At 70.8% G+C, this 21,302-nt stretch carries 19 protein-coding genes; 10 read left to right on the top strand and 9 right to left on the bottom strand.

Annotation, left to right across the window (positions count from 1 at the left end; all coding sequences use genetic code 11):
* Positions 1-321: 321 nt before the first annotated feature.
* On the bottom strand, positions 322-780 hold the full coding sequence (locus AB0G15_RS20420) for a hypothetical protein (RefSeq protein WP_362841835.1): 459 nt from the start codon (positions 778-780) through the stop codon (positions 322-324).
* A 708-nt stretch (positions 781-1,488) separates the two neighbouring features.
* On the opposite strand from AB0G15_RS20420, the gene AB0G15_RS20415 reads away from it, so the two are divergent.
* Complete coding sequence (locus AB0G15_RS20415) at positions 1,489-2,490, top strand: hypothetical protein (protein ID WP_362841831.1); 1,002 nt, start codon at positions 1,489-1,491, stop codon at positions 2,488-2,490.
* Between the two features lie 81 nt (positions 2,491-2,571).
* Here AB0G15_RS20415 and AB0G15_RS20410 read toward each other — a convergent pair whose 3' ends face one another.
* Complete coding sequence (locus AB0G15_RS20410) at positions 2,572-3,498, bottom strand: AraC family transcriptional regulator (RefSeq protein ID WP_362841828.1); 927 nt, start codon at positions 3,496-3,498, stop codon at positions 2,572-2,574.
* Between the two features lie 125 nt (positions 3,499-3,623).
* Between AB0G15_RS20410 and AB0G15_RS20405 the strand changes: the two genes are divergently transcribed.
* Positions 3,624-4,175, top strand: coding sequence for an NAD(P)H-dependent oxidoreductase (locus AB0G15_RS20405; protein WP_362841825.1), 552 nt, complete (start codon positions 3,624-3,626; stop codon positions 4,173-4,175).
* Between the two features lie 144 nt (positions 4,176-4,319).
* On the opposite strand, the gene AB0G15_RS20400 is transcribed toward AB0G15_RS20405, so the two are convergent.
* Positions 4,320-5,924, bottom strand: a complete 1,605-nt coding sequence (locus tag AB0G15_RS20400) for a phospholipase D family protein (protein WP_362841822.1) — start codon at positions 5,922-5,924, stop codon at positions 4,320-4,322.
* A gap of 396 nt (positions 5,925-6,320) precedes the next feature.
* Here AB0G15_RS20400 and AB0G15_RS20395 point away from each other — a divergent pair, with 396 nt between their 5' ends.
* Both AB0G15_RS20395 and AB0G15_RS20390 read left to right on the top strand, forming a co-directional pair.
* Positions 6,321-9,179, top strand: a complete 2,859-nt coding sequence (locus AB0G15_RS20395; RefSeq protein ID WP_362841819.1) for a carbohydrate-binding protein — start codon at positions 6,321-6,323, stop codon at positions 9,177-9,179.
* 66 nt (positions 9,180-9,245) lie between these two features.
* Positions 9,246-10,409: a ThuA domain-containing protein gene (locus tag AB0G15_RS20390; protein ID WP_362694125.1), complete on the top strand. Its 1,164-nt coding sequence runs from the start codon at positions 9,246-9,248 to the stop codon at positions 10,407-10,409.
* A 22-nt stretch (positions 10,410-10,431) separates the two neighbouring features.
* Here AB0G15_RS20390 and AB0G15_RS20385 read toward each other — a convergent pair whose 3' ends face one another.
* The 3 genes from AB0G15_RS20385 to AB0G15_RS20375 form a co-directional block, all read right to left on the bottom strand.
* Complete coding sequence (locus tag AB0G15_RS20385) at positions 10,432-10,890, bottom strand: MarR family transcriptional regulator (RefSeq protein ID WP_362694128.1); 459 nt, start codon at positions 10,888-10,890, stop codon at positions 10,432-10,434.
* 170 nt (positions 10,891-11,060) lie between these two features.
* Positions 11,061-11,924: a methyltransferase domain-containing protein gene (locus tag AB0G15_RS20380; protein WP_362841816.1), complete on the bottom strand. Its 864-nt coding sequence runs from the start codon at positions 11,922-11,924 to the stop codon at positions 11,061-11,063.
* Positions 11,921-12,217 (bottom strand): hypothetical protein, encoded by a 297-nt coding sequence (locus AB0G15_RS20375; RefSeq protein ID WP_362694134.1) that lies wholly within the window; start codon positions 12,215-12,217, stop codon positions 11,921-11,923. The genes AB0G15_RS20380 and AB0G15_RS20375 overlap by 4 nt, the downstream gene beginning before the upstream one ends.
* A 62-nt stretch (positions 12,218-12,279) precedes the next feature.
* Here AB0G15_RS20375 and AB0G15_RS20370 point away from each other — a divergent pair, with 62 nt between their 5' ends.
* On the top strand, positions 12,280-12,915 hold the full coding sequence (locus AB0G15_RS20370) for a TetR/AcrR family transcriptional regulator (RefSeq protein WP_362841813.1): 636 nt from the start codon (positions 12,280-12,282) through the stop codon (positions 12,913-12,915).
* Between the two features lie 259 nt (positions 12,916-13,174).
* On the top strand, positions 13,175-13,519 hold the full coding sequence (locus tag AB0G15_RS20365; protein ID WP_362841810.1) for a hypothetical protein: 345 nt from the start codon (positions 13,175-13,177) through the stop codon (positions 13,517-13,519).
* A gap of 158 nt (positions 13,520-13,677) precedes the next feature.
* Here AB0G15_RS20365 and AB0G15_RS20360 read toward each other — a convergent pair whose 3' ends face one another.
* Entirely contained in the window at positions 13,678-14,034 is a 357-nt protein-coding gene (locus tag AB0G15_RS20360; RefSeq protein ID WP_362841808.1) for a metalloregulator ArsR/SmtB family transcription factor, read from the bottom strand.
* Between the two features lie 56 nt (positions 14,035-14,090).
* On the opposite strand from AB0G15_RS20360, the gene AB0G15_RS20355 reads away from it, so the two are divergent.
* Positions 14,091-14,855 carry an SDR family oxidoreductase gene (locus AB0G15_RS20355; RefSeq protein ID WP_362841805.1) on the top strand — a complete coding sequence of 255 codons (765 nt, stop codon included), beginning with the start codon at positions 14,091-14,093 and terminating at the stop codon, positions 14,853-14,855.
* 207 nt (positions 14,856-15,062) lie between these two features.
* Here AB0G15_RS20355 and AB0G15_RS20350 read toward each other — a convergent pair whose 3' ends face one another.
* A complete protein-coding gene (locus AB0G15_RS20350; RefSeq protein WP_362841803.1) occupies positions 15,063-15,791 on the bottom strand; it encodes an NAD(P)H-binding protein in 729 nt (242 codons plus the stop codon).
* A gap of 120 nt (positions 15,792-15,911) precedes the next feature.
* Between AB0G15_RS20350 and AB0G15_RS20345 the strand changes: the two genes are divergently transcribed.
* Both AB0G15_RS20345 and AB0G15_RS20340 read left to right on the top strand, forming a co-directional pair.
* A complete protein-coding gene (locus AB0G15_RS20345; RefSeq protein ID WP_362842049.1) occupies positions 15,912-16,388 on the top strand; it encodes an Rrf2 family transcriptional regulator in 477 nt (158 codons plus the stop codon).
* Positions 16,389-16,522: 134 nt separating this feature from the next.
* Complete coding sequence (locus AB0G15_RS20340) at positions 16,523-17,653, top strand: hypothetical protein (protein ID WP_362841800.1); 1,131 nt, start codon at positions 16,523-16,525, stop codon at positions 17,651-17,653.
* Between the two features lie 67 nt (positions 17,654-17,720).
* Here the strand turns inward: AB0G15_RS20340 and AB0G15_RS20335 are convergent, their stop codons facing one another.
* On the bottom strand, positions 17,721-18,719 hold the full coding sequence (locus AB0G15_RS20335) for a hypothetical protein (RefSeq protein ID WP_362841798.1): 999 nt from the start codon (positions 18,717-18,719) through the stop codon (positions 17,721-17,723).
* Between the two features lie 631 nt (positions 18,720-19,350).
* Between AB0G15_RS20335 and AB0G15_RS20330 the strand changes: the two genes are divergently transcribed.
* Positions 19,351-21,291, top strand: coding sequence for a nucleic acid/nucleotide deaminase domain-containing protein (locus AB0G15_RS20330; RefSeq protein ID WP_362841796.1), 1,941 nt, complete (start codon positions 19,351-19,353; stop codon positions 21,289-21,291).
* Positions 21,292-21,302: the final 11 nt, after the last annotated feature.

Here is a 21,302-nt window from a genome sequence, read left to right as displayed (position 1 = left end):
CACGCCGACCGCGAGCACTGCAACAGATCCTGTCACACCGCGGGAACACCGGCCGGTGGCCGCGGGAGTATTTCCCCGTTGCCCCCGGCCGGCGGGTTCGGCATGTCCGGATGCCCCTCCAGGTCATGGTCCGAGGTCCGTCCTCGTTCACTTTCCGTGCCATGTGATCATTCCGGTCGCCCCGGAGCTCGGGAGGAAGGACCCCGGCGAGCGGCGAGCGGGATGAGCGGAACAGCGGTGTCGACACGACGAGGCCGAGCATCGCCAGGGCCTACGCCGTCGTCCTCGCGAGGCGGCGGATCGGGGCGGAACGAGCTCGGCTCACTTCAAGGTGTACTTGCACGTACTCTCGCCGCCGTCGTTGGTGGCGACTTCCTTGCCGTCGACGAGAATGCGGCACCTGGCCGGTTTGAGCATGCGGTTGGAGTCGCGGACCGCGCCGGGGATGACGGAGAGCGGGTAGCCGACCTTCTGCTCGGCCTTGGTGAGTTCGATTGTCACGGTCTTCTTCCAGGGGAGGGTGACATCCGACTCGCTGCCGTTGGTGTCGGCGAAATACGCGATCGGCTGGTAGATCCTGCCCTTGCCGTTCACCTCCAGAGTGACCTCATAGGTCTTCGTCTGGGGCGCGGAGGATCGCGCGGGCGACTGGCTCGCCGGGGAGGTCGTGGCGGGGGGTGACGCGGACGCCGCCTTGTCGGCACCGCCACAGGAGGCAAGGCCCAGAACGGCCATCGCAAAAAGTCCGGTGGCTCGCCTGTTCATCATCAACGAGGACATGACGGCCAAGGTTATCGATCTCCATGAGCGGTCGCGCGCAGTTTGCTGCCGTACGCGTCCTCCGGCCTGGCTCGCACGGCAAACAGTGGGCCCCATCCCCTCGACCACGAGATCCAGATGTCCGCACGCGGCGCCCGCCCCATCGGTCAAGCTGGTTTTTCATCGTATTTATTTATCTTTGCGGCCTGCTGCTGATAACAGATCGGTAAGACCGTACTGTCATGGGCCGCATACAGTGGGTGATTTTGCCAGGGTGGGGAGGCCAGACGCGACACGGGAGGCGAGATGCACGGTGAGCACGATCGCACTCACGGCCACGGCCTCAAGGCGAGACCGCGAGGGCGCATGCCGTACGCCGACCCGCCGCTCCCGCACCTCGCCGAACCTCCGCACCCCGCCGGACTCCCCGGCGCCGCGGGACCTCCGGAGCCGGCCGGGCCGTCGCGATCCGTACGCTCTCCGGCCTCCCCGGAACCTTTGCGCGCCGGACGCGTTCCGGCGCCCTCGGAGCCTCCGCGAACCGGACGAGCTCCGGAGCCCGCCGAGCCGCCGCGACCCGGAGGCTCCCCGGAGTCCCGGACGCCCGCGGAGCCCGCGCTCCCCTCGGATCCCGGCCGGTGCGAGGGGGAGCGCGAGGGGGAGGGGACGCCGGCGCCGCGCGGGCCCGCGCGGCACCGGAAGGACGAGGCGGCGGACGACGCGGACGACGTGGATGACGCCACCCGTCCGATGGTCCGCCGCTCCTGGACCTACCTCGACAGCAGGCCGTTCTCCATGCCCCCGCCGCCCAGCCCGTGGCGGCGGCCCTGGGCCCGTCTCTCGCGCGACCAGCTTCTGAGACCGGCGCTGATCGCCGGGTTCCTCGCCGCCGCGGGGGTCGGCGTCTGGTCGTCCGGCTGGTCCCCGTGGGAGGGGACGCCCGTCGCCGGGCCGTCGCCGGCGTCTCCCGGGGAACGCCTCCTCGCCGGGCACGACACTGTGATCACCCCCTCGCGGGCCCCGGTGGTGGCCGAGACGGACGCGAAGGCGCCGGCGGGGAAGCGGAAGGCCCTCGAGGACGAGAAGGGGCCGGGCGCGGCGGGGGCCGGCGGGGGCGCCGGGAAGAAGGTCCCGGGGCGTGATCCGGAGCGGGTGCCCCCCGCGGAACGGGCCCTTTCCGGCGCCGGAGACATCCGGGACGAGTGGGTTGAGCGGGTGGAGCGTGCCCAGCCTGTCAAGAAGCCGGTCAAGCGGGCCGGGCGGCGTCACGAGGGCTCCGCGCGGGCCGGTACCGGGCAGGGAGGGGCGGGCGGGACGGGAGCCGCCGCGCCGGAGGCCGGTGCCCGGCGGGCGGACGGGGGCGCGGGGCACGAGAGCGGCCGGGGCGGCGGAGGCGCCGGGCGGGGCACCGCGAGCACCGGCGGGGACGCCGGGAGTGCCGGGACGGAGGGACGGCCGCGCTCCGGGAAGCAGGGCGCCGAAAAGCAGGACTCCGGGGCACAGGGTTCCGGGGGGCAGCAGGGCCGGTCACGGCCCCGGGCGGGCAGGACGGGCGCGCCGGCCACCAGGTCGCCGTCGCCCTCGGCCTCCAGGAACAGGCCGCCGGCCACCGGGGGCGCCGCCGGCATCAGCGCCGCCTACGCCTGCCGCCACCTGCCTTCCGGTGACTGGCGCCACGCCTACTGCGTGCGGGTATGGAACGACTACAAGACCAGGAACGGCCTGCGCTGAGAACTTTCAGCGGAATGAGCGGGCGTCCTGGGTCGCGCGCCGCCGACGTGCGCCGAACCGCGCTCCGTATTTCGGTGGGAGTCATGGGTGCGCCGCGAGCCGGCGGCGGTACCGGCCGGGGGCCACGCCGAACTCCCGCTTGAAGGCGTTGCCGAAGGCGAACTCCGACCCGTACCCCACTCGCTCGGCCACCTCCGCCACCGACGCGTCGGACTCGCGCAGCATGCGCGCCCCGCTCACCAGCCGCCACCACGTCAGGTACGCCAGCGGCGGCTGCCCGGCCAGCCCCGTGAAGCGGCGGGCGAAGCCGGCGCGCGACATGCCCGCGTGGGCGCCGAGCGACTCGACCGTCCAGCGGCGGGCCGGGTCGCGGTGGATGGCGTCGAGCGCGCGGCCGATGGCGGGGTCGGCCAGCACGGCGGCCCAGCCGGACAGCGTGCAGGGCTCGTCCTGGGTCTCGAAGTAGGCCCGCAGGACGTACAGCTGCAACATGTCCAGCAGGGACGACACGACGGTGTCCGTGCCGGGGCGCGGGGTGTCGATCTCAGCGGCCAGCAGCTCGACGGCGGCCCGCAATCCCGGATGGCTGCCGAGCGTCGCGGGCAGGTGGATCACGCCGGGTAGCGAGGCCAGGATCGGGTGAGTCCTGTCGGGGTCGAGCCGGTAGCCGCAAGAGAGGATCACCGTCTCGGGCCCGGTGCCACCGAAACCGGCCGAGGCGAACAGCTTCGAATGCGGGGCGCAGTCCGCCTCGACCAGCGGCCTCGCGGGATCGTCGGCCAGCCCGAACGGGTCGCTGTGCGGCAGGAACACCACGTCGCCCACGCTCAGCGGAACGGGCTCGCCGTCGGGGGGGACGAGCCAGCAGGACCCGCGCAACACCACATGGAAGCCCGCGGACCCGGGCACCGCGCGAAACGACACACCCCAGGGAGCCCGCCAGGAGACGCGGACAGAGGAAGGGCGCCCGCATCGCATGAAGGACACCACGTCGCTCAGCATATCCATACGTCGAGTCTACAGCCTGAGACGCTGGCGTATAAAACTTGGATTTATAAGCATTCAGTATCTCAGCAGCTCTCCCTACTGTGGTTCGCGTAACCAATCGAGCAACCGATCGAGGGAGCATCGACATGCTGAAGGTAGGCATCATCCTGAGCAGCACCCGTCCCGGCCGCAAAGGCGAGATGGTGGCGCACTGGGTCCGCGATCTGGCGGTCAAGCGAGGTGACGCCGAGTACGAGATCGTCGATCTGAAGGACTACGACCTGGGCAACCTGGACGAGCCCGAGCACCCCGCCACGGGAGACTACCGGCACGAACGTACCAGGCGCTGGTCGGCCAGGATCGCGCCCCTGGACGCGTTCGTGATCGTGACCCCCGAGTACAACAACTCGTACCCCGGCGCGCTCAAGAACGCCCTCGACTTCCTGTACGCGGAATGGAAGAACAAGGCGGCCGGTTTCGTCGGCTACGGCGTGGACGGCGCGCCCCGGGCGATCTCGCACCTGCGGGACGTCCTGGGCCTGCTCAGCGTGGCCACCGTGTCGAACCAGGTCGGGCTGTCGATCCTCACCGACTTCGCGGACGGCTTCAAGCCCGCCACCGCCCATGAGGACCGGCTGAACCTCGTCCTCGACCAGGTCCTCGCCTGGGGCTCCGCCCTGCGTCCGCTCAGGGGGTGAGCCGGCGACGGGCGGGCGTCCCGTCGGTCGCCGTCAGGCGACCGTCCCGGCCGTGAACCGGGCCGACGAACCGGGCCGACGAACCGGGCCGTGAGCTGATCGTGAACCCGGTCGACGAGCCCGGCGTGAACCGGCCGTGCGGGATCAGTACCTCCCGGCGCGGCGCATGGCGCGGGGGCGGCCGTCGGGGTCGCAGAGGAAGCGGTAGAACGGGGTGGCCCAGGCGGTGGTCCACGGGGACATCCGCGGCACCTGGTAGGCCCGGAGCCGCCCGGGCGGGCGGGGACCCTGACGACCCCCCGCGTACCAGCGTTCGAGTTCCGCCGCGGAGGAGGCGAAGGCGTCGAAGAAGGAGGCGGGGTCGAGCAGATCCGCGTCGGAACCCTCCTGCCGGTCGAGGTGCTCGCGGGCGAGGGTGAGGCGCAGGTCCCTGGGCAGGCGGCGGGCGCCGTCGCCGAGCCCTCCGGGGTCGAGCGGTTCGCGGCCGTCGGGGGTCTCGTCGAGCACCGCGCAGGTCAGCTCGGAGTCGTAGGTCCAGGAGCGCCGGTTGAAGTTGTCGGAGCCGATGGTCGACCACACGTCGTCGATGACGCAGACCTTGGCGTGGACGTACACCGGGGTGCCCTCCCGGTTCTCGACCCCGTAGACCGCGACCCGGTCACCGCCCGCGCGCTTCAGGACGTCCAGCGCCTGGTTGCGGCCCAGGATCTGCGGGACACCGCTGATCAGGCCGTCCTGGTCGGGGTGGAGCGGCAGGATGCTGATCATCCTCAGCTCCGGGTTGGCCTTCAGCGCCTCGGCGAAGGACTCGGCGACCTGGGGTGACCACAGGTACTGGTCCTCGATGTAGATCAGGCTGCGGGCGCGGCGCAGGGCCTTGAGGTAACCGCGGGCGACGCTGCGCTCCCCGCGCGGCGCGAAGGAGTAGCGGGTCCTGCGGTGGGCGTAGGTGCGCAGGAGCTGTACGGCGTGCGGGCCGCAGGCGGGCGGGTCGGGCGGCTGCGGGGGCAGCGGATCCGGCCGGGTGTCCTCGCGCCGGACCAGGTCGGCGACGCGGTGCACGGGGTTGCGGGTCAGCGGCTGGGGATCCTCCCAGCGCTCCCTGAAGACGGTCTCGACGTCGCCGACGGCCGGTCCCTGGATCGCGGCCTGCACGTCGTGCCAGGGCGGGCGGCTGCCGTACACCTTGGCCATGGGCGCGGCCTGCGCGTCGCCCTCGTGGGAGGAGTCGTCGCGGCGGCTCCAGCACAGGTCGATGCCGCCGACGAACGCGATGTCGCGCCGGGGGTCGTCGCGGTGGCGCAGCACCACCAGCTTCTGGTGGTGCGAGCCTCCCATGGGGACGCGCATGTCGCGCAGGCACTCCCCGCCCGCCTCCTCGATGGCGTCGCCGAGGTGGCGGTTCTCCTCCGCGCTGAAGAAGAGCTTGTCCCAGTGCGAGCGCCACAGGAGGCCCTTGACCACGACGCCGCGCCTGGCGGCCTCGGCGAACACGCCGGCGACCTCCGTGCCGGGGCCGTCCAGCCTTTCCCCGGGGTCGCCGCGCCAGTCGGTGAACATCAGCAGGTCCCCCGAGCGCAGCTCGCGGACGCGGGAGAGCAGCTCGGTGAAGTAGGGCGCGCCGTGCGGGATGGGCCGCACGGTGTTGCCGTGCGACCAGGCGGTCCCGCCGTCGTGCCGGGTGTCGATCCGGGACGCCGGGTTGCCGCGCTCCTCGCGGTCGAGAAACCAGTTCTCTTCGGTCACCATGCCCGATCTACCCAATTTTTGTATGTTCCCACCCGTCGGGACTGGACGATCACCGGTTCGGCTCGCCGCCCCTGAGGTTGCGGGGGCACGGGCGCGTAACTTCCGGCGCTCCCGCATCAGGGGACTGACCTGGGAAGCCTTGACAGGGGGTTTACACGAAGTTGCTTGCGTGTTAAAAATCTGTAACTCGTACATCGAGTCGCGAAAAAAACAGACTGCTGGCCTCCATCGGTCTGTCCCGGAGACGGCACCCTCCGGGACCGCGCGCAACAACCGCACCACCGCACCAACGAACCCGGCATCATCCGGTCGCGCGTGACAGCGCTGCCGGACGGCATAAGCGCGGCGGCGCGCGCCTTGCCTGACTGATCCCCCCAAGTCAGGAAAGGACCCTCCATGTCCCCACGCCCTCGGCCGTGGGCCAGGCTGCTGACCGCAGCCCTGCTCATCACCACCGGCGCCGCGGCCACCGGCCCGGCGGCCCACGCGGCCACCGGATCGGCCACCGGCGCGGCGGCCCGCGCGATGGTCGACATCCCGGCCTCCGACTACCAGCAGGTCCCCCTGGCCACCGGCCCGAGCGAGCTCGGCGAGGCCATGTCGCTGACGGTGCTGCCCGACAGGTCGATCCTGCACACGGCGCGCGACGGCACGATCCGCCGTACGACCGCCGCCGGCGACACCACGACCGCCGGCAAGCTCGACGTCTACACCCACGACGAGGAGGGGCTGCAGGGCATCGCCGCCGACCCCGCCTTCGCCACCAACCGCTACGTGTACGTGTACTACTCGCCGAAGCTGAGCACCCCCGGGGGCGACGCGCCCACCAGCGGCAGCGCGGCGACCTTCGAGGCGTGGAAGGGACACCTGAACTTGTCCCGGTTCACCCTCAAGTCCGACAACACGCTGGACATGGCCAGCGAGAAGGTCGTGCTGGAGGTGCCCAACGACCGTGGCCAGTGCTGTCACGTGGGCGGTGACATCGACTTCGACGCGGCCGGGAACCTGTACCTGACCACGGGCGACGACACCAACCCGTTCGAGTCGAACTCCTACACCCCCATCGACGAGCGCACCGACCGCAACCCGCAGTTCGACGCCCAGCGCTCCTCGGGCAACACCAACGACCTGCGCGGCAAGGTGCTCCGCATCAAGCCGCAGGCGAACGGGACCTACACCATCCCCAGCGGGAACATGTTCGCCCCGGGCACGGCCAAGACCCGTCCCGAGATCTACGCGATGGGCTTCCGCAACCCGTTCCGGATGTCGGTCGACAAGGCCACCGGCATCGTCTACCTGGGCGACTACGGGCCGGACGCCGGCAGCAGCAACTCCAGCCGCGGCCCCTCCGGCCAGGTGGAGTTCAACCGCATCACGGGCCCGGGCAACTACGGCTGGCCGTACTGCACCGGCACCAACACCACCGCCGAGACCTACAACGAGTACACCTTCCCGTCCGGACCGTCCCAGGCCAAGTACAACTGTGCCGGAGGCCCGACGAACAACTCGTTCCGCAACACCGGCCTGACCACCCTGCCCGCGGCCAAGCCCAGCTGGATCCGCTACGGCGGTGACGCCGGTTCGCCGCCGGAGTTCGGCGGCGGCTCCGAGTCGCCGATGGGCGGCCCGGTCTACCGCTACGACGCGGCCCTGAACTCGGCCGTCAAGTTCCCCGCCTCGCTCGACGGACGCTACTTCGCCGCCGAGTACGGCCGCCGCTGGATCAAGGCCATCGAGGTCACCTCCTCCGGCGCGCCCGGCACGATCGACGCCTTCCCGTGGACCGGCACCCAGGTCATGGACCTGACCTTCGGCCCCGACGGCGCGCTGTACGTGCTCGACTACGGCACCGGCTCCGGTAACCAGGCCCTCTACCGCGTCGAGTACATCGGGGGCAGCAACCGCAACCCGATCGCCAAGGCCGCCGCGAACAAGACCTCCGGGCCCGCCCCGCTGGCCGTCACCTTCTCCTCGGCGGGCAGCTCCGACCCCGAGGGCGGCGCGCTGACCTACTCGTGGAACTTCGGCAACGGCGCCACCTCCACCGCGGCCAACCCCACCTACACCTACACGACGAACGGCACCTACACCGCCACGCTGACCGTCAGGGACTCCGGCGGGCTGACCGGCACCGCCAACGTCACCGTCACCGTCGGCAACACCGCGCCCACGGTGAACCTCGCCCAGCCCGTCAACGGGCAGCTGTTCTCCTTCGGTGACACGGTGCCCTTCCAGGTCAACGTCAGCGACCCCGAGGACGGGACCATCGACTGCACCAAGGTCAAGGTCACCTACCTCCTCGGCCACGACAGCCACGCGCACGAGATCACCAGCAAGAACGGCTGCTCGGGAAGCATCGCGGTCCCGACCGACGGTGAGCACGACAGCGCCGCGAACATCTACGGCGTCTTCGTCGCCAGCTACACCGACAAGGGCGGCCTGGCCGGCGAGAGCACCCGCACCCTGCAGCCTCGCCACCGCCAGGCCGAGCACTTCGGCGCCCAGTCCGGCATCCAGATCGCCGAGCACGGACCGGCCGAGGGCGCCAAGACCGCCGGGTTCATCGACAACGGCGACTGGATCTCCTTCACGCCGTACGCGCTCGGCAACGCGACCTCCATCACCGCCCGCGTCTCCTCCGGCGGTGCCGGCGGCACGCTCGAGGTGAGGGCGGGGTCGGCCACCGGCACGCTCCTCGGCACGGCCACGGTGCCGGTCACCGGCGGCTGGGAGAACTTCCAGAACGTCTCGGCCAACCTGAGCAACGCGCCCTCGGGCACCACCACGCTGTTCCTGGTCTTCAAGGGGGTCACGGGTCAGGGCAACCTCTTCGACCTCGACGCCTTCACCCTGAACACCGGTGGCAGCGGCACCAGCACCACGGTCGAGGGGGAGGCCTACACCTCCAACTCCGGCGTGCAGCCGGCCGCCCACGCCGGCGCCAGCGGCGGCACGACCATGGGCTACATCGACAACGGTGACTGGGCCGGGTACACCACGCTGACCGCGTCGGGGGCGAAGACCTTCAGTGCGCGCGTCTCCTCGGGCGGTCCCGGCGGGACCATCCAGGTCCGCGCGGGCTCGCAGACCGGGACGGTGCTCGGCTCGGTGGCCGTGCCGAACACCGGTAGCTGGGACACCTTCCAGAACGTCACCACCAACCTCACCGGGACGGGTTCAGGGTCGATCTTCCTGACCTTCACCGGCGGCTCCGGCGCGCTGCTGGACGTCGACACCCTCACCATCACCAAGTAGTGACGGATCCCCGGTGCGGCGGCCCCCCGCCGCACCGGGGATCTTTCCGCACACGAAAGGACAGCGATGCGCAGTCTCATCGCACGCGGGCTGGCGACAGTCGCGGCGGCCACCATGGCGGCCGCGACCGTGCTCGTCCCGGCCGCGGCCCAGGCCGCCGCGGCCCCGTACGAGGTACTGGTCTTCTCCAAGACGGCCGGATTCCGCCACGACTCCATCCCGACCGGCATCCAGACCATCAGGGACCTGGGCGCCGCCAACGGCTTCAGCGTCACCGCGACCGAGGACGCGAACGCCTTCAACGCGTCCAACCTGGCCACGTACGAAGCCGTGATCTTCCTCAGCACCACCGGTGACGTGCTCAACGACACCCAGCAGACCGCGTTCCAGAACTACGTCAACGGCGGCGGCGGCTACCTCGGCATCCACGCGGCGGCCGACACCGAGTACGGCTGGGCCTACTACGGCCAGCTCGTCGGCGCCTGGTTCAGCGGCCACCCCGCGATCCAGCAGGCCACCGTGCGGACCGAGGACAACACCCACCCGGCCACCTCCCACCTCGGCGCCACCTGGAGCCGCAGCGACGAGTGGTACAACTACGGCACCAACCCCCGTTCCACCGCGCGGGTCCTGCAGTCTCTCGACGAGAGCAGCTACAGCGGCGGCACCATGAACGGTGACCACCCCATCACCTGGTGCCACCCGCAGGGGTCGGGCCGCTCGTTCTACACGGGCCTGGGCCACACCATCCAGTCCTACGGGGAAGCGGCCTTCCGCAGCCTGCTCCTCGGCGGCATCAGGTACGCCGCGGGACAGGTCGCGGCCGACTGCAGCCCGAGGACCGGCGGGTCCACCACGGTCGAGGGGGAGGCCTACACCTCCAACTTCGGCGTGCAGGTGGCGAACCACGGCCCGGCCAGCGGCGGCAGGACGGTGGGCTACATCGACAACGGCGACTGGGCCGGGTACGCGTCGGTGAACGCCTCCGGGGCGAAGACCTTCAGCGCCCGCGTCTCCTCGGCGGGTGCCGGCGGCACCATCCGGGTCCGCGCCGGTTCGCAGACCGGGACGGTGCTCGGCACGGTGTCCGTGCCCAACACCGGCAGCTGGGACACCTTCAGGACCGTTTCCACCACCCTCACCGCGACGGGCTCGGGGCCGATCTTCCTGACCTTCAGCGGCGGCTCCGGCTCGCTGTTCGACGTGGACACCTTCACCATCACCAGGTAGTTCCCGGCGGTCGGCGAGTGCCTCACACGATCGTGATCAACTTGATCAGTTGCTCGCGGAAGTGGTCGTACTCGTCGACCGCACCCAGCAGGACGTCGGAATCGCGCTCCTCGCGCCGCGCGGTCTCCAGCACCTCCCGCCCCGCGGGAGTGATCTCGATGAGGGTGCGCCGCCGGTCGCGCTCGTCGGTCCCGCGCCGCACGTATCCGGCCCGGTGCAGCCCCTCGATCGTCCGGCTCATCGTCTGGTCGGTCACCCGGCACAGCGTCGCGAGCTCCCGCTGCGACAGGCGGCCGTCGACGACGTGGTGCAGGGCGATCATGCCGGCGTGGGTGAGGTCGTGCGCGGCGAGGAAGTCGTGAAAGCGGCCCTCGACCATGCGGGCGGCCACCGACAGCAGGCGGCCCGTGGGCCATGAACGGATGTCCGCGCGCATCGCCTGCGGATCCGGAGCGACTCGGTGCTCATCTCCTTCGGCCACCTGGCCATTGTCACAGATGCGAGAGCCACGGGACCCCGCCCCACCCGGTGTCGCGGGCCGGCGGTCCCGGAGCCGCGAACGTCGTGCCGCAGGCGGGCGGTCCCGGAGCCGCGAACGTCGTGTCGCGGCCCGGTGATCCTTAAGCCGCGAACGTCATGACGGCGCCCGCCTCACGGGGCGGCCGTCGCGGTGATGAGCCAGATCCCGGTCGTCAGCCGGTAGCCGGACGCCGGCTCGCGGAAGCGGGCCAGCAGCCGGGCCGCCCCGGCGCGTGCGGCCGCCCGCCGCGATGGTGCGGCGTCACGGTACGCGGCCCCGGCCGGGCCGATCTCGATCAGCCATTCGGCCACGGTGCCGGGGTCGTCGGGGGCGTGCAGGGCGATGTCGTGCGGCTGGACGGTGACGGCCTCGAAACCGGCCTCGATCAGGATGCGCTTCACCCGTTCGGAGTCGGCGAACGCGAACGGGCCCGGCTCGTCGCCGGCGGGCATCGGCGCGAGCGGCCCGAGGTGCGGCGCGGCGCCGAGCAGCACCGCGTGCATCCAAGGACTGGTCGCACCGTCACGGAAGACGGTGGCGGCCATGCGCCCGCCCGGACGCAGCGCCCGCCGGATCGTGGAGCAGCCGGCGACGGGGTCGGCCAGCAGCATGAGGGCCGTCCGGGAGAAGACCGCGTCGAAGGGCGCCCCCGCGACGGTGCCGGCGGTCTCGATGTCGGCGGCGGTGAAGCTCAGGCCGGGATGGCGGTCGCTCGGGAACCGCGCGGCCGCGGCGGCCACCATGGACTCGTCGAGGTCCAGACCGACCACCGCGCCGGTCGGGGCGACCGCCGCCGCGAGTTCCGCGGCGGTGCCGCCGCACCCGCAGCCGACGTCGAGGATCCGCTCTCCGGGCCTGGCGCGCAGCCGGTCGAGCGCCGCGGCACCCAGCGGCCGGCCGTACTCGTCCTGACGGTCGGCGTGGTGGATCCATCCGGGCGCGGCCTGCGCCCAGAACGTGACGTTGCGGGCCCGCATGTCGGCGATGTCGATCACGGGAAGGGCATCTCGGCGCCGTCGACCGTCACGGACCGGAAGTTCGCGGCCTTGCCCGCGTCGAACCCGTCCGTCTGGGCGGCCAGGCCGGCGGCGCGCATGAGCCGCTCGGACTGGAAGCGACGGAACGCCTCCGCGTCCTGCCAGACGTTGATGATGCGCCAGCCGCCCTCGACCGGCCCCGCGACATGGGCGAGCAGGCCCGGCGGCCGGTCCGGGCCCAGATTGCGCTCCACCGCGAGGTATTCCTCCTCGGTCACGCCGGGCATCTCCTGCAGCACTCCGAACGGCATCGCGACCACCTCTCAATTGGATAGAGCGAAACTCTATCTAATGGAACCTTATACTAAAGCGGGTGGACGGCAAGCGGAGCTACCAGTCGGCGCAACGCCGGGAGCAGGCCCGCAAGACCCGGCGGGCGATCCTGGAGGCGGCCGGCAGGCTGTTCGTCGACCCCGGCTACGCGGCCACCCCGCTGACCGCCGTCGCCGCCGAGGCCGGTGTGGCGGTCCAGACGATCTACGCGGCCTTCGGCAGCAAACACCAGCTGCTCTCCGAGCTCGTCGACGTCACCGTCGCCGGCGACGACGAGCCGGTCGCGCTGCCCGACCGGCCGTTCGTGGCCGAGATCCGGGCCCTGTCCGATCCTCGCGCCAAGCTCGCCCGCTACGCCCGGCACCTCGCCGTCACCCACGCCCGCCAGACCGAGGTGATGCTCGCGCTGGCCGGCGCGGCCACCGCGGACGCCGACGCCGCGCGCATCTGGAACAAGAACGTCGAAGACCGCAGGCGCGGCATGACCATGCTCGCCGCCGAGATCGTCGCCACCGGATCCGCGCGTCCCGACCACGACGTCGACAGCGTCGCCGACGTCCTGTGGCTGGCCATGGACTTTCGCAACTACGACTGGCTCGTACGCCGGCGCGGCTGGCCGGCCGAACGGTTCGAGCGCTGGTACGTCGACACGGTCGCCGCCGCGGTGCTGACGTGAGCGGCCCGAAACGGACGCGGCGGGAACGTAAGGCCGTCCACGTACCGGCACCGTCCGCGACAACCCGCTGCAAGTGGATCCGACGGCGGATGACGACCGCCTGAGCATGTCTTTCGGCGCGAGCGCTCTCACCGGCGGTTGCAGCCGGACGGTCTCGAACGACCTTTTCCTTACTCCACAAGTCAGATAACGCTTGAATAATCAACTAAATCGGGAGAGGATCTTTCGCGTCAACGGATCCACACGATGGAGATGTTCAGTGCGCAAAACAACGGCGATCGGCTCTGCCCTGCTCACCGCTACAGCTCTCGTGCTCGGGGGCGGTGCCGCCGCGTCGGCGGCTTCCGCCGTCTCGGCGAACGTTTCCGACCCTTCGGGCCTCTACTTCTTCGACGCGGCACGGAACGTGGTCGCCCACTACCCGGCCCCGCCCGCCGGGTGCACCCCGGTGCCCTCGACCGCGACCCTCCACGCCGCATGGGGGGCCGGCTTCTCAAGGTTCCAGTTCTTCAACACGGCGGACTGCACCGGGAGTTTCACGGTCCTGGACACCCTTCGCAGCTACTCCGCCGAGCGGTTCAAGTCCTTCGTCCCCATCCCCTAGTAGAAGATCGCTTCCCCTGGTGGAAGCTCACTGAAAATCCCGCTTGACCCCGGGCCGGGTGGACGCCCATCCGCCGTCAAGCGGACGGGCGTCTCCGGTGACCGGACTCCGCCGGTGCGGATGAGCGGATGAGCCGAGGTGGGCCAGGACGCGGAGGTTCACCTCGGCGGCGCGGGGACGCCCTCCACGCTGACGTGGCCACCGACGTCGTCGGTCTCGGCCGCGGCCAGCACCGTCCGCACCAGTCCGGGAAAGCGCGCCTGCAGATCCTCCCGGCGCAGGACCACGTAGCAGCGAGTCCCCTCCTGCCGGGTGCGGGTCAGCCCGGCGTCGCGCAGGACGCGCAGGTGATGGCTGAGTGTCGATTTGGCGACCGGCGCCCGCAACTCTCCCCAGCCGCGCTCGCGGCCGTCGGCCAGCACGCGCACCAGCCCGACCCGGATCGGGTCGCTGAGGGCGGCCATCACCGTGGTCAGTGCGATTTCGCCAAGCTCGGGGTGGTGTGCCTGCCTCATTCGCCCATGTTATACGTTGTTCGATGTTTCATAAACATCGAACATCGGGGGATACCGTGACCGACCAGCCCACCGGCCGCCTGCAGGGCAACGCCGTGATCGTGACCGGAGCCGGATCCGGGATCGGCCGCGCCACCGCGCTCGCCTTCGCCCGCGCCGGAGCGCACGTCCTCGGGGTGGGACGCCGCGTGGAACCCCTGCGGGACACGGCCGACCGGCATCCCGGCATCGCCTTCCTGGCCGTCGACATCCGCGCCGACCAGGCCGCCCAGACGATCGTCGACGCGGCGATCGACCGGTGGGGGCGTCTGGACGTCCTGGTGAACAACGCCGGAGCCACCGCGATGATGTCGCTGGCCGACACCGACGCCCGGCGCGTCAACGACCTGTTCGCCCTCAACGTCACCGCGCCCAGCGTGCTCGCCCGCGCCGCGTTGCCCCACCTTCGTGCCGGCCGGGGCACGATCGTCAATGTCTCCTCCACCTACGGACATCGGCCGCTGCCCGGTGCGGCCCACTACGCCGCGTCCAAGGCCGCCCTGGAACAGCTGACCCGCAGCTGGGCACTGGAGCTGGCCGCCGACGGCATCCGGGTCAACGCGCTGGCCCCCGGTCCCACGGAGAGCGAGGCCCTGGCCGCCGCCGGGCTGTCAGAGGCGGCGGTCGAGCAGATCAAGCAGGACGAGGCCGCGAGCATCCCGCTCGGCCGCCGCGGGAGCCCCGAGGAGGTGGCCGCCTGGATCGTGCACCTGGCCGACCCCGCGGCCACCTGGATCACCGGCCAGATCCTCACCGTCGACGGCGGCCTGGAACTCACCTGAGGCGGCACGAGGACCGCCCCACTCCGGCCGTCCTCTCTGCGGGGGCCGTTCTCGCGCACGCCTCTCTGCGGGGGCCGTTCTCGCGCACGGCTCCCCGCCGTCGAGCATCACGTTCGCACGGCTGCTCGCCGTCGAGCATCACGCTTGCGGAGCGCGATCCGCACGTGCGGCTCCCCGCCGTCGAGCGTCGCGTACGCGGCGTGCGGTCTACTTCAGCCAGTCGGTGTAGCGGGTGGGGGCGATGCGGGCGCCGCCCTTGGCGGTGAGGACGTCGCCGGGGACGGCGGCGAACATGCCGCCCTCGTCGTCGGTGGTCACCGAGCGCTTGTCGCCCTTGGCGGCGAGGGTGATCCGGCCCAGCTCGTCCAGCGGGTACACGTCGGGCCCGGCCAGGTCGAGAATGCCGTTCAGGGGCGCCCCGGCCGCTACGTCGGCGACGGTGGCGGCGACGTCCGCCGCGGCGACCGGCTGGAGGGGGGTGCGGGGCAGGCGGACGGTCTCGTCGTCGGCGGTCCAGGACAGGATGTCGCCGATGAACTCCATGAACTGGGCGGCGCGCACGATGGAGTAGGGGATGGGGCCGGCCTTGAGCAGGTCCTCCTGGAGGGTCTTGGCACGGTAGTAGTCGGTGGGGACCTGGTCGACGCCGATGATGGACAGGATGACGAAGTGCCCGGCGCCCGAGCGCTGGGCCGCGGCCAGCAGGTTGTCCATCGAGGTCCGGAAGAACGCGGGGGAGGCCTCGTCGAAGGTCGGGGAGTTGGTCAGGTTGACGACCACGTCGGCGCCGGCCAGCGCCTCGTCCACCCCCTGGCCGGTGAGCACGTCGACCCCGGTGGACAGCGAGTGCGGCACCGCCTCGTGCCCGGCCTCGTTCAGGATCTTCACGACCTTGGACCCGATCAGCCCGGTTCCGCCGATGACTGCGAACTTCATGGCACGTCCTGCCCTTCTTCGATGATCCATGCCCGCTAACTCGGACATCTGTTGTCCGAGACAATACACGGACATTTTTTGTCCGAGTCAAAGGGGGGTAGATAGAGTGAAGGGGTGAAGATGTCCGGTGGGGTCGAGTGGGCTCTGCACTGCTGTGTCGTCCTGACCTCGGTGGAAGAACCGGCGCCGGCCGCGCGGCTGGCGCGACTGCACGACGTCTCGCCCAGCTATCTCGCCAAGCAGCTCCAGGCCCTCTCGCGTGCCGGTCTCGTCCGCTCGGTCCAGGGCAAGGCGGGCGGCTACGTCCTCACCCGCCCTCCCGAGCTGATCACCGTGCTCGACGTCGTCGAGGCCGTCGACGGGCCCGGCCCGGCCTTCGTCTGCACCGAGATCCGCCGGCGCGGCCCGCTGGCCGCCGCGCCGGAGTCCTGCACCGCCCCCTGTGCCATCAAGCGCGCCATGGCCGGTGCCGAGAACGCCTGGCGGGACGCCCTGCGATCCGTCACGGTGGCCGACCTGGCCCGCGACGTCACCTCCGACTACGGCCCCGGCGCGCTGGCCGGGATCAGCGCGTGGCTGGGCGCGGCCGAGGCGTAGGACCCCCTGCCCCCCGGGGTGGTGAATCTGTGAGGGGGCGAATTCCCAGAGGTGCCCTCGCCCCGATGCGTGAGGCCGCCGGTGCGGGAGGAGACCGGAACACCTGTTTGTTCAGCAAGCTGAGTAAATACATAATGCTCAGTGTGCTGAACGATATTCGCCGCCCGAGCGCCGGCCGTACCCTCCTGCTGGGGATCGTGGCCAGCGCGGTTCTCGCCGGGCTGGTCTGGCTGCTGGGCCATCGGCTGCACGGCATCCGGCTGCTGCCCGACCAGGGCGCCTCCTGGTACTACTGGAAGCTGCCGGAGCCCACCGCCTGGACCCGCGCCTCCGCGTGGCTCGGCTACGCGGCCCACCAGCTCGCCGCCTGGGGGCTGATCTACTACGCCCAGACCAGGGTCCGCCGCTACACCGGCGGCTTGCACCGGGTGAACGCCGTGGCGCTGGCGGTCAACTTCGGCTTCGTCGTCCTGCACACCCTGCAGACCCACCTGTTCTACGACGGGCTCGCGCAGGACGTGTCGATCTTCAGCTCGCAGGGGTCGGTGGTCCTGCTGCTGGTCGTGGTCCTGCTGATGGAGAACGGCCGCCGCGGCCTGTTCGCCGGGCGTCCCGCCCCCATCTCCACGGAGGTGGTGGGATTCGCCCGCAAGTATCACGGCTACCTGTTCAGCTGGGCCGCGATATTCACCTTCTGGTACCACCCCATGGAGAACACGAACGGCCACCTGATCGGCTTCTTCTACATGTTCCTGCTCCTGCTCCAGGGCAGCCTGTTCATGACCCGCGCGCACACCAACCGCTGGTGGACCGCGACGCTGGAGCTCCTTGTCGCCGTGCACGGCACCCTCGTGGCGGTGATGAACAGCGGCCCCGGCGGCATGTGGCCGATGTTCCTGTTCGGTTTCCTCGGGATCTTCGTGATCACCCAGATGCACGGCCTCGGGCTGTCCCGCGCCACCAGATGGGTCCTCGCCGCCGTCTACGCCGGTGCCGTCCTGGTGGTGTACGGCGCACGCGGTTCCGGCAGGATCGACGAGATCGTCCGCATCCCCGCCATCGAATACCTGCTGGTCGCCGTACTGGCCGTGCTGTTCTGGCTGGGACTGCGCACCGCCAGGCTGTTCGGGGGCGGCGGGCCGGGGAACGCGGGCGGCGACATCGGGGAAGGCGCCGCCCGCCTTCCCCTTCGCGGTTCCGGCCGCGTCGTTCGGCATGAACACGGACGTCCGGTCGCCGAAAAGTCCCGGCGATCCCGCGAGTGAGACCGTACTCGAGGGCGGGCATGGTTCCCCCGGACGGCCGGCGGCGGGGGCCGGTTGTTCCGTGCCCCTACGCCGCCACGGGGCGACGGTTTCTCAGCAGGCCGCGGGCGAGGGCGGCGCCGCGCTTCACGTCCGCGGTCGGGGCGGGTCTCCCGCTCTGTGCGGTGTCGTCGCACCGAGAACACACACCGAGGGACGTCACCGGGCGCCCGCACTCGTCGCACTCGTCGCGGGTCACCGGCCTCGGAGCCGTCGAGACAACGGCAGGAGCGGGCATCTTGCTCCGCAGCCGGTGAACGATCAGTTTCGCGGGCGAGCGGACCTCGTCGGGCAGCCCGACGGTCAGGACCGTCCGGATCTGCGCTTCGGTGCCGCCTCGGGCGAGCCACTCGGCGAGGAGGGGCAACACGGGGGCCATCTCGGATTCGCCGACGGTCAGCCGGGGGTCGGCGCGGCCGAGGCAGGTGAGGAGCACGACACCTGGAGCCGTCGATCGAGGGACGGAACCTGGAGCCGTCGATCGAAGGCCAGCACCTGGAGCCGTCGATCGGGGAGCGGAATCGGGAAGCGTCGACCCGTCCTCGCCGTCCCCCGTCGGGAGCGGGGCGGACCGCACGCGATCGCCCGGCGCGCACCCCCGGGGGGAGGGGGTGGTTTCTTTCTCTTCTTTCTTCACTCCCGTAGGGAGAGCGCTCGGCTCGCCGGGACTCGGCTCACCGGGTCTCGGCGAGCCGAGACCCGGTCTGACCTGCTCTTTGACGCCTTGATGGCCACCCTGGGGGGTGTCGTAGACGTCCACCACGGTGGAGATGCGTCCTGACGCGTTCCGGACGTGCTCGCGGGTCAGGTAGCCGTAGGTGATCAGCTCCCGCATGGCCCGCGCGATGGCCTCCTGGCCCTCGGGGTTGTCGGCGGCGAGAGTCTTGATGTCCTGGCGGATGCTCTCGGGATGGGACAAAAGGTAGGAGAGCAGACCGCGCGCGGCGAAGGACAGCCGCCGGTCTCTGAGAGAGAAGTTCGGCAGGACCGTAAAACCGGTCGTGTGCTTGGTACGGTGTACTCGCATGCGGAAGTTGCTCCGTTTGCCGTGTCCCGGGGGTGTTGCCAGCACCCGCCGGGGCTTTTACTTTTTCGACACGAAGAGTAGCCCTGCGTGATGGTCCGGCGGGCCGTAATCTCTGCTCGCGTTGCATGACAATCCCCAGCTCCTGGGCCTTTTGTCTCTCTCGCCCAACTTGGCGACGCCCATATCTCCCTCCCTTGCTTTTCGTGCGGGCAGGCGGGGCGCCGCGTCTTTCGCGCGACGCTTCGGCATGGAGCCCCCGACAGGGTGCGGTTGATTCCGCTATCGCGCTTTTATGCTTCTTGCGTGATTCCTGCTCCCAGCAGGCAGGTCGCCGCCCCTGCGGAAGGATCCCGCCGTAAGGCGGCGGGTGACGCGAGTCGATGGGAAAAGGTCACATCCGGAGCAGGCGCTTCCCGTTTTCGGATGAATGGGTTTGATTTCCGGAAAAGAGCCACCGAGGCTCTCCTGGCCTCCCCGGGAACGCCTAGGTAAAATATCGATCATGCGCCTGGCGAGGACACGATTTCTGGCAGGGATCGCATTCTTCACGATTTCGGTCACCGGGATGACGGGGCCCGCCGCGCCGGTGGCATCGAAGACGCGGACGGCCGATCCGTGTCCGCCCGGATACGTGCCGCCCCGTCCCGCCCAACCCGGCGTCCCGGCCGCGCACATCCCTTACCGCAACCCCATCGCCCAGGTCGGCTTCTCCTACCGCGACATCATGGACCGCGACCCGGATCTCGGCCGTGACGTCGAACCGGATCTCGGCGACCACCGCAACGGCGCGTTCAACCCCTACCTCAACGTCGCGGTGGGATTCGTCGACGTGACCGGATGCGCCACCGACGAGTTCGACCGGAGATTCCTCCGGACGGTCGACGAGCTGCGCCGGGAGAACCCCGCCCTGCTCGAGGCGCTGAACCTGCCGCCGGAGGTCAAGGCGCTCCTCGTGGTGCCCCGGTTCAACGCCAACAAGACGCGCAAGGGCAGGAAGGGGCGGGTCGAGCGGATCGCGACCGCGATCGAGCACTCCGAGCAGCGCATCCTCAAGAGCCTCGCCCAGCGGGGCATCGACGAGGGACGGCTGCTGGCCCTCTACACCGACCTCGCCCCGTGCAGCCCGAGGAGCGCGGACTGCAGGACACGCCTGCTCCGCACGAACGCCGCCGTCTACCACTCCTTCGTCTCTCCCTTCGGCGATCTGCTGCCCGCGTTGAGGGAGGCTCTGGCCAACATGACGCGGGCCGACGTGCTCGCCACCGACCCGGACACCCTGGCCGACGAGATCGCGGCGGGCCGGCGGTCGGTCCCGTCGATCTTCCAGCCACGTGACGACGCCTTCGGCGCCCCGCCGACCGGCGACGCGGATGACGCCGGCCTCGCCCGGGCCGCCGCCGACCCGAACGGCGGCGTCGATTTCTCCTCCCTGGAGCTGCGCTACCTCGCCGACGCGGGCACCGACCGTCCCGACGGCGTCCGGTACGGCTTCACCAGGAAGACCGCGAAGGCGGCGGGGGACGGCGACCCGGACACCGATCCGGCGACCGCGCTGCGGGTCACCCGGCAGGCGTCCGACGCCTTCTTCGTCTGGCTCGCGCTGCGGCCGTCGACGTTCACGGTGAACCTCAACCCCTCCGAGCCCGACCGGATCGTCGACGCGGACCTGGGCCGGACCGACGCTGGCCGGATCCTGCTGGAGGCCGACTTCCGGATGAAGAAGACCGTGGCCGGGCTCATCCACCCGGACAGCGCGACCGGTAGACGGTACTGGAGGGCCGCCGACGGCACATGCCTGGTGTTCCGGCAGTGGATCGTGCCGGGCCCGGCCACCGTGCACGAGCACGGCGACGAGCTGTACATCCTCGACGCGCCGTTGCGGGTCAAGCTGGAGAACGAGTATCTCGCGGGCCGCGACCCCGGCCTGACCCTCCTCAAGGGCTGCGCGGGGCAGTCCGAGCGGCAGAGCAGGCAGTCGGAGCGGGTCTTCCGCGAGATGATCCTGTCCCGGGTGGAGAAGGCGGTCAACACCGCTCCCGAGTACGCGGCGCTGCGGCGCGTCTACCTCAGCCGCGTGGCCGCCGAGTGGTACCGCAAGCGCAGCCGTACGGCGAGCACGACCTTCACGCCCCTGATCGACAGCGGCGACATCGGCCCCTGGACCTCCCGCCGGCCGTGGAAACCGGTCGACGTCTTCGACGCCTACGTGCGCTCGTACAGGAACGGCGAGTTCAAGGTGACCCGTGACGTCGGCAGCCTCCGCTACTCCTACTTCTACGGCGGCGTCGACTTCACCACCGTCTCCTACGGCACCGCGACCGAGGCGGACCTGCGCCGGAGATGGAGCACGCTGCCCGGCACCCAGGGCGCCCGGTCGACGTGGCTGACCGGAGCGTCCCGGAGCGCGGAGAACCCGGCACGGGAGACGACACCGTTACGAACGATGACCGTCATCGCCGCGTGGGTGGGCTCGTTCGGCCTGGCCGTGGTCGTGGTGCTGGCCTACCACCGGCACCGGCACCGGCACCGCCCGCGCCCGCCCGTGCCCTACGGCCCGCCGAGAGATGGATGACGACGATCGGC

It is taken from the genome of Streptosporangium sp. NPDC023825 (genome assembly GCF_040639575.1).
In the GTDB taxonomy this organism is placed as follows: Bacteria; Actinomycetota; Actinomycetes; order Streptosporangiales; family Streptosporangiaceae; genus Streptosporangium.
Note: the sequence above shows the minus strand (reverse complement) of the source record. Positions and strands in the feature narration are given on the sequence as shown.

Coding starts and splice junctions, on each gene's coding strand:
- AB0G15_RS20395 (WP_362841819.1), top strand. CDS start 6,321: ATGTCCCCACGCCCTCGGCCGTGGGCCAGGCTGCTGACCGCAGCCCTG.
- AB0G15_RS20350 (WP_362841803.1), bottom strand. CDS start 15,791: ATGAAGTTCGCAGTCATCGGCGGAACCGGGCTGATCGGGTCCAAGGTC.
- AB0G15_RS20340 (WP_362841800.1), top strand. CDS start 16,523: ATGCTCAGTGTGCTGAACGATATTCGCCGCCCGAGCGCCGGCCGTACC.
- AB0G15_RS20335 (WP_362841798.1), bottom strand. CDS start 18,719: ATGCGAGTACACCGTACCAAGCACACGACCGGTTTTACGGTCCTGCCG.
- AB0G15_RS20420 (WP_362841835.1), bottom strand. CDS start 780: ATGTCCTCGTTGATGATGAACAGGCGAGCCACCGGACTTTTTGCGATG.
- AB0G15_RS20375 (WP_362694134.1), bottom strand. CDS start 12,217: ATGCCGTTCGGAGTGCTGCAGGAGATGCCCGGCGTGACCGAGGAGGAA.
- AB0G15_RS20400 (WP_362841822.1), bottom strand. CDS start 5,924: ATGGTGACCGAAGAGAACTGGTTTCTCGACCGCGAGGAGCGCGGCAAC.
- AB0G15_RS20410 (WP_362841828.1), bottom strand. CDS start 3,498: ATGGATATGCTGAGCGACGTGGTGTCCTTCATGCGATGCGGGCGCCCT.
- AB0G15_RS20390 (WP_362694125.1), top strand. CDS start 9,246: ATGCGCAGTCTCATCGCACGCGGGCTGGCGACAGTCGCGGCGGCCACC.
- AB0G15_RS20360 (WP_362841808.1), bottom strand. CDS start 14,034: ATGAGGCAGGCACACCACCCCGAGCTTGGCGAAATCGCACTGACCACG.
- AB0G15_RS20405 (WP_362841825.1), top strand. CDS start 3,624: ATGCTGAAGGTAGGCATCATCCTGAGCAGCACCCGTCCCGGCCGCAAA.
- AB0G15_RS20345 (WP_362842049.1), top strand. CDS start 15,912: ATGTCCGGTGGGGTCGAGTGGGCTCTGCACTGCTGTGTCGTCCTGACC.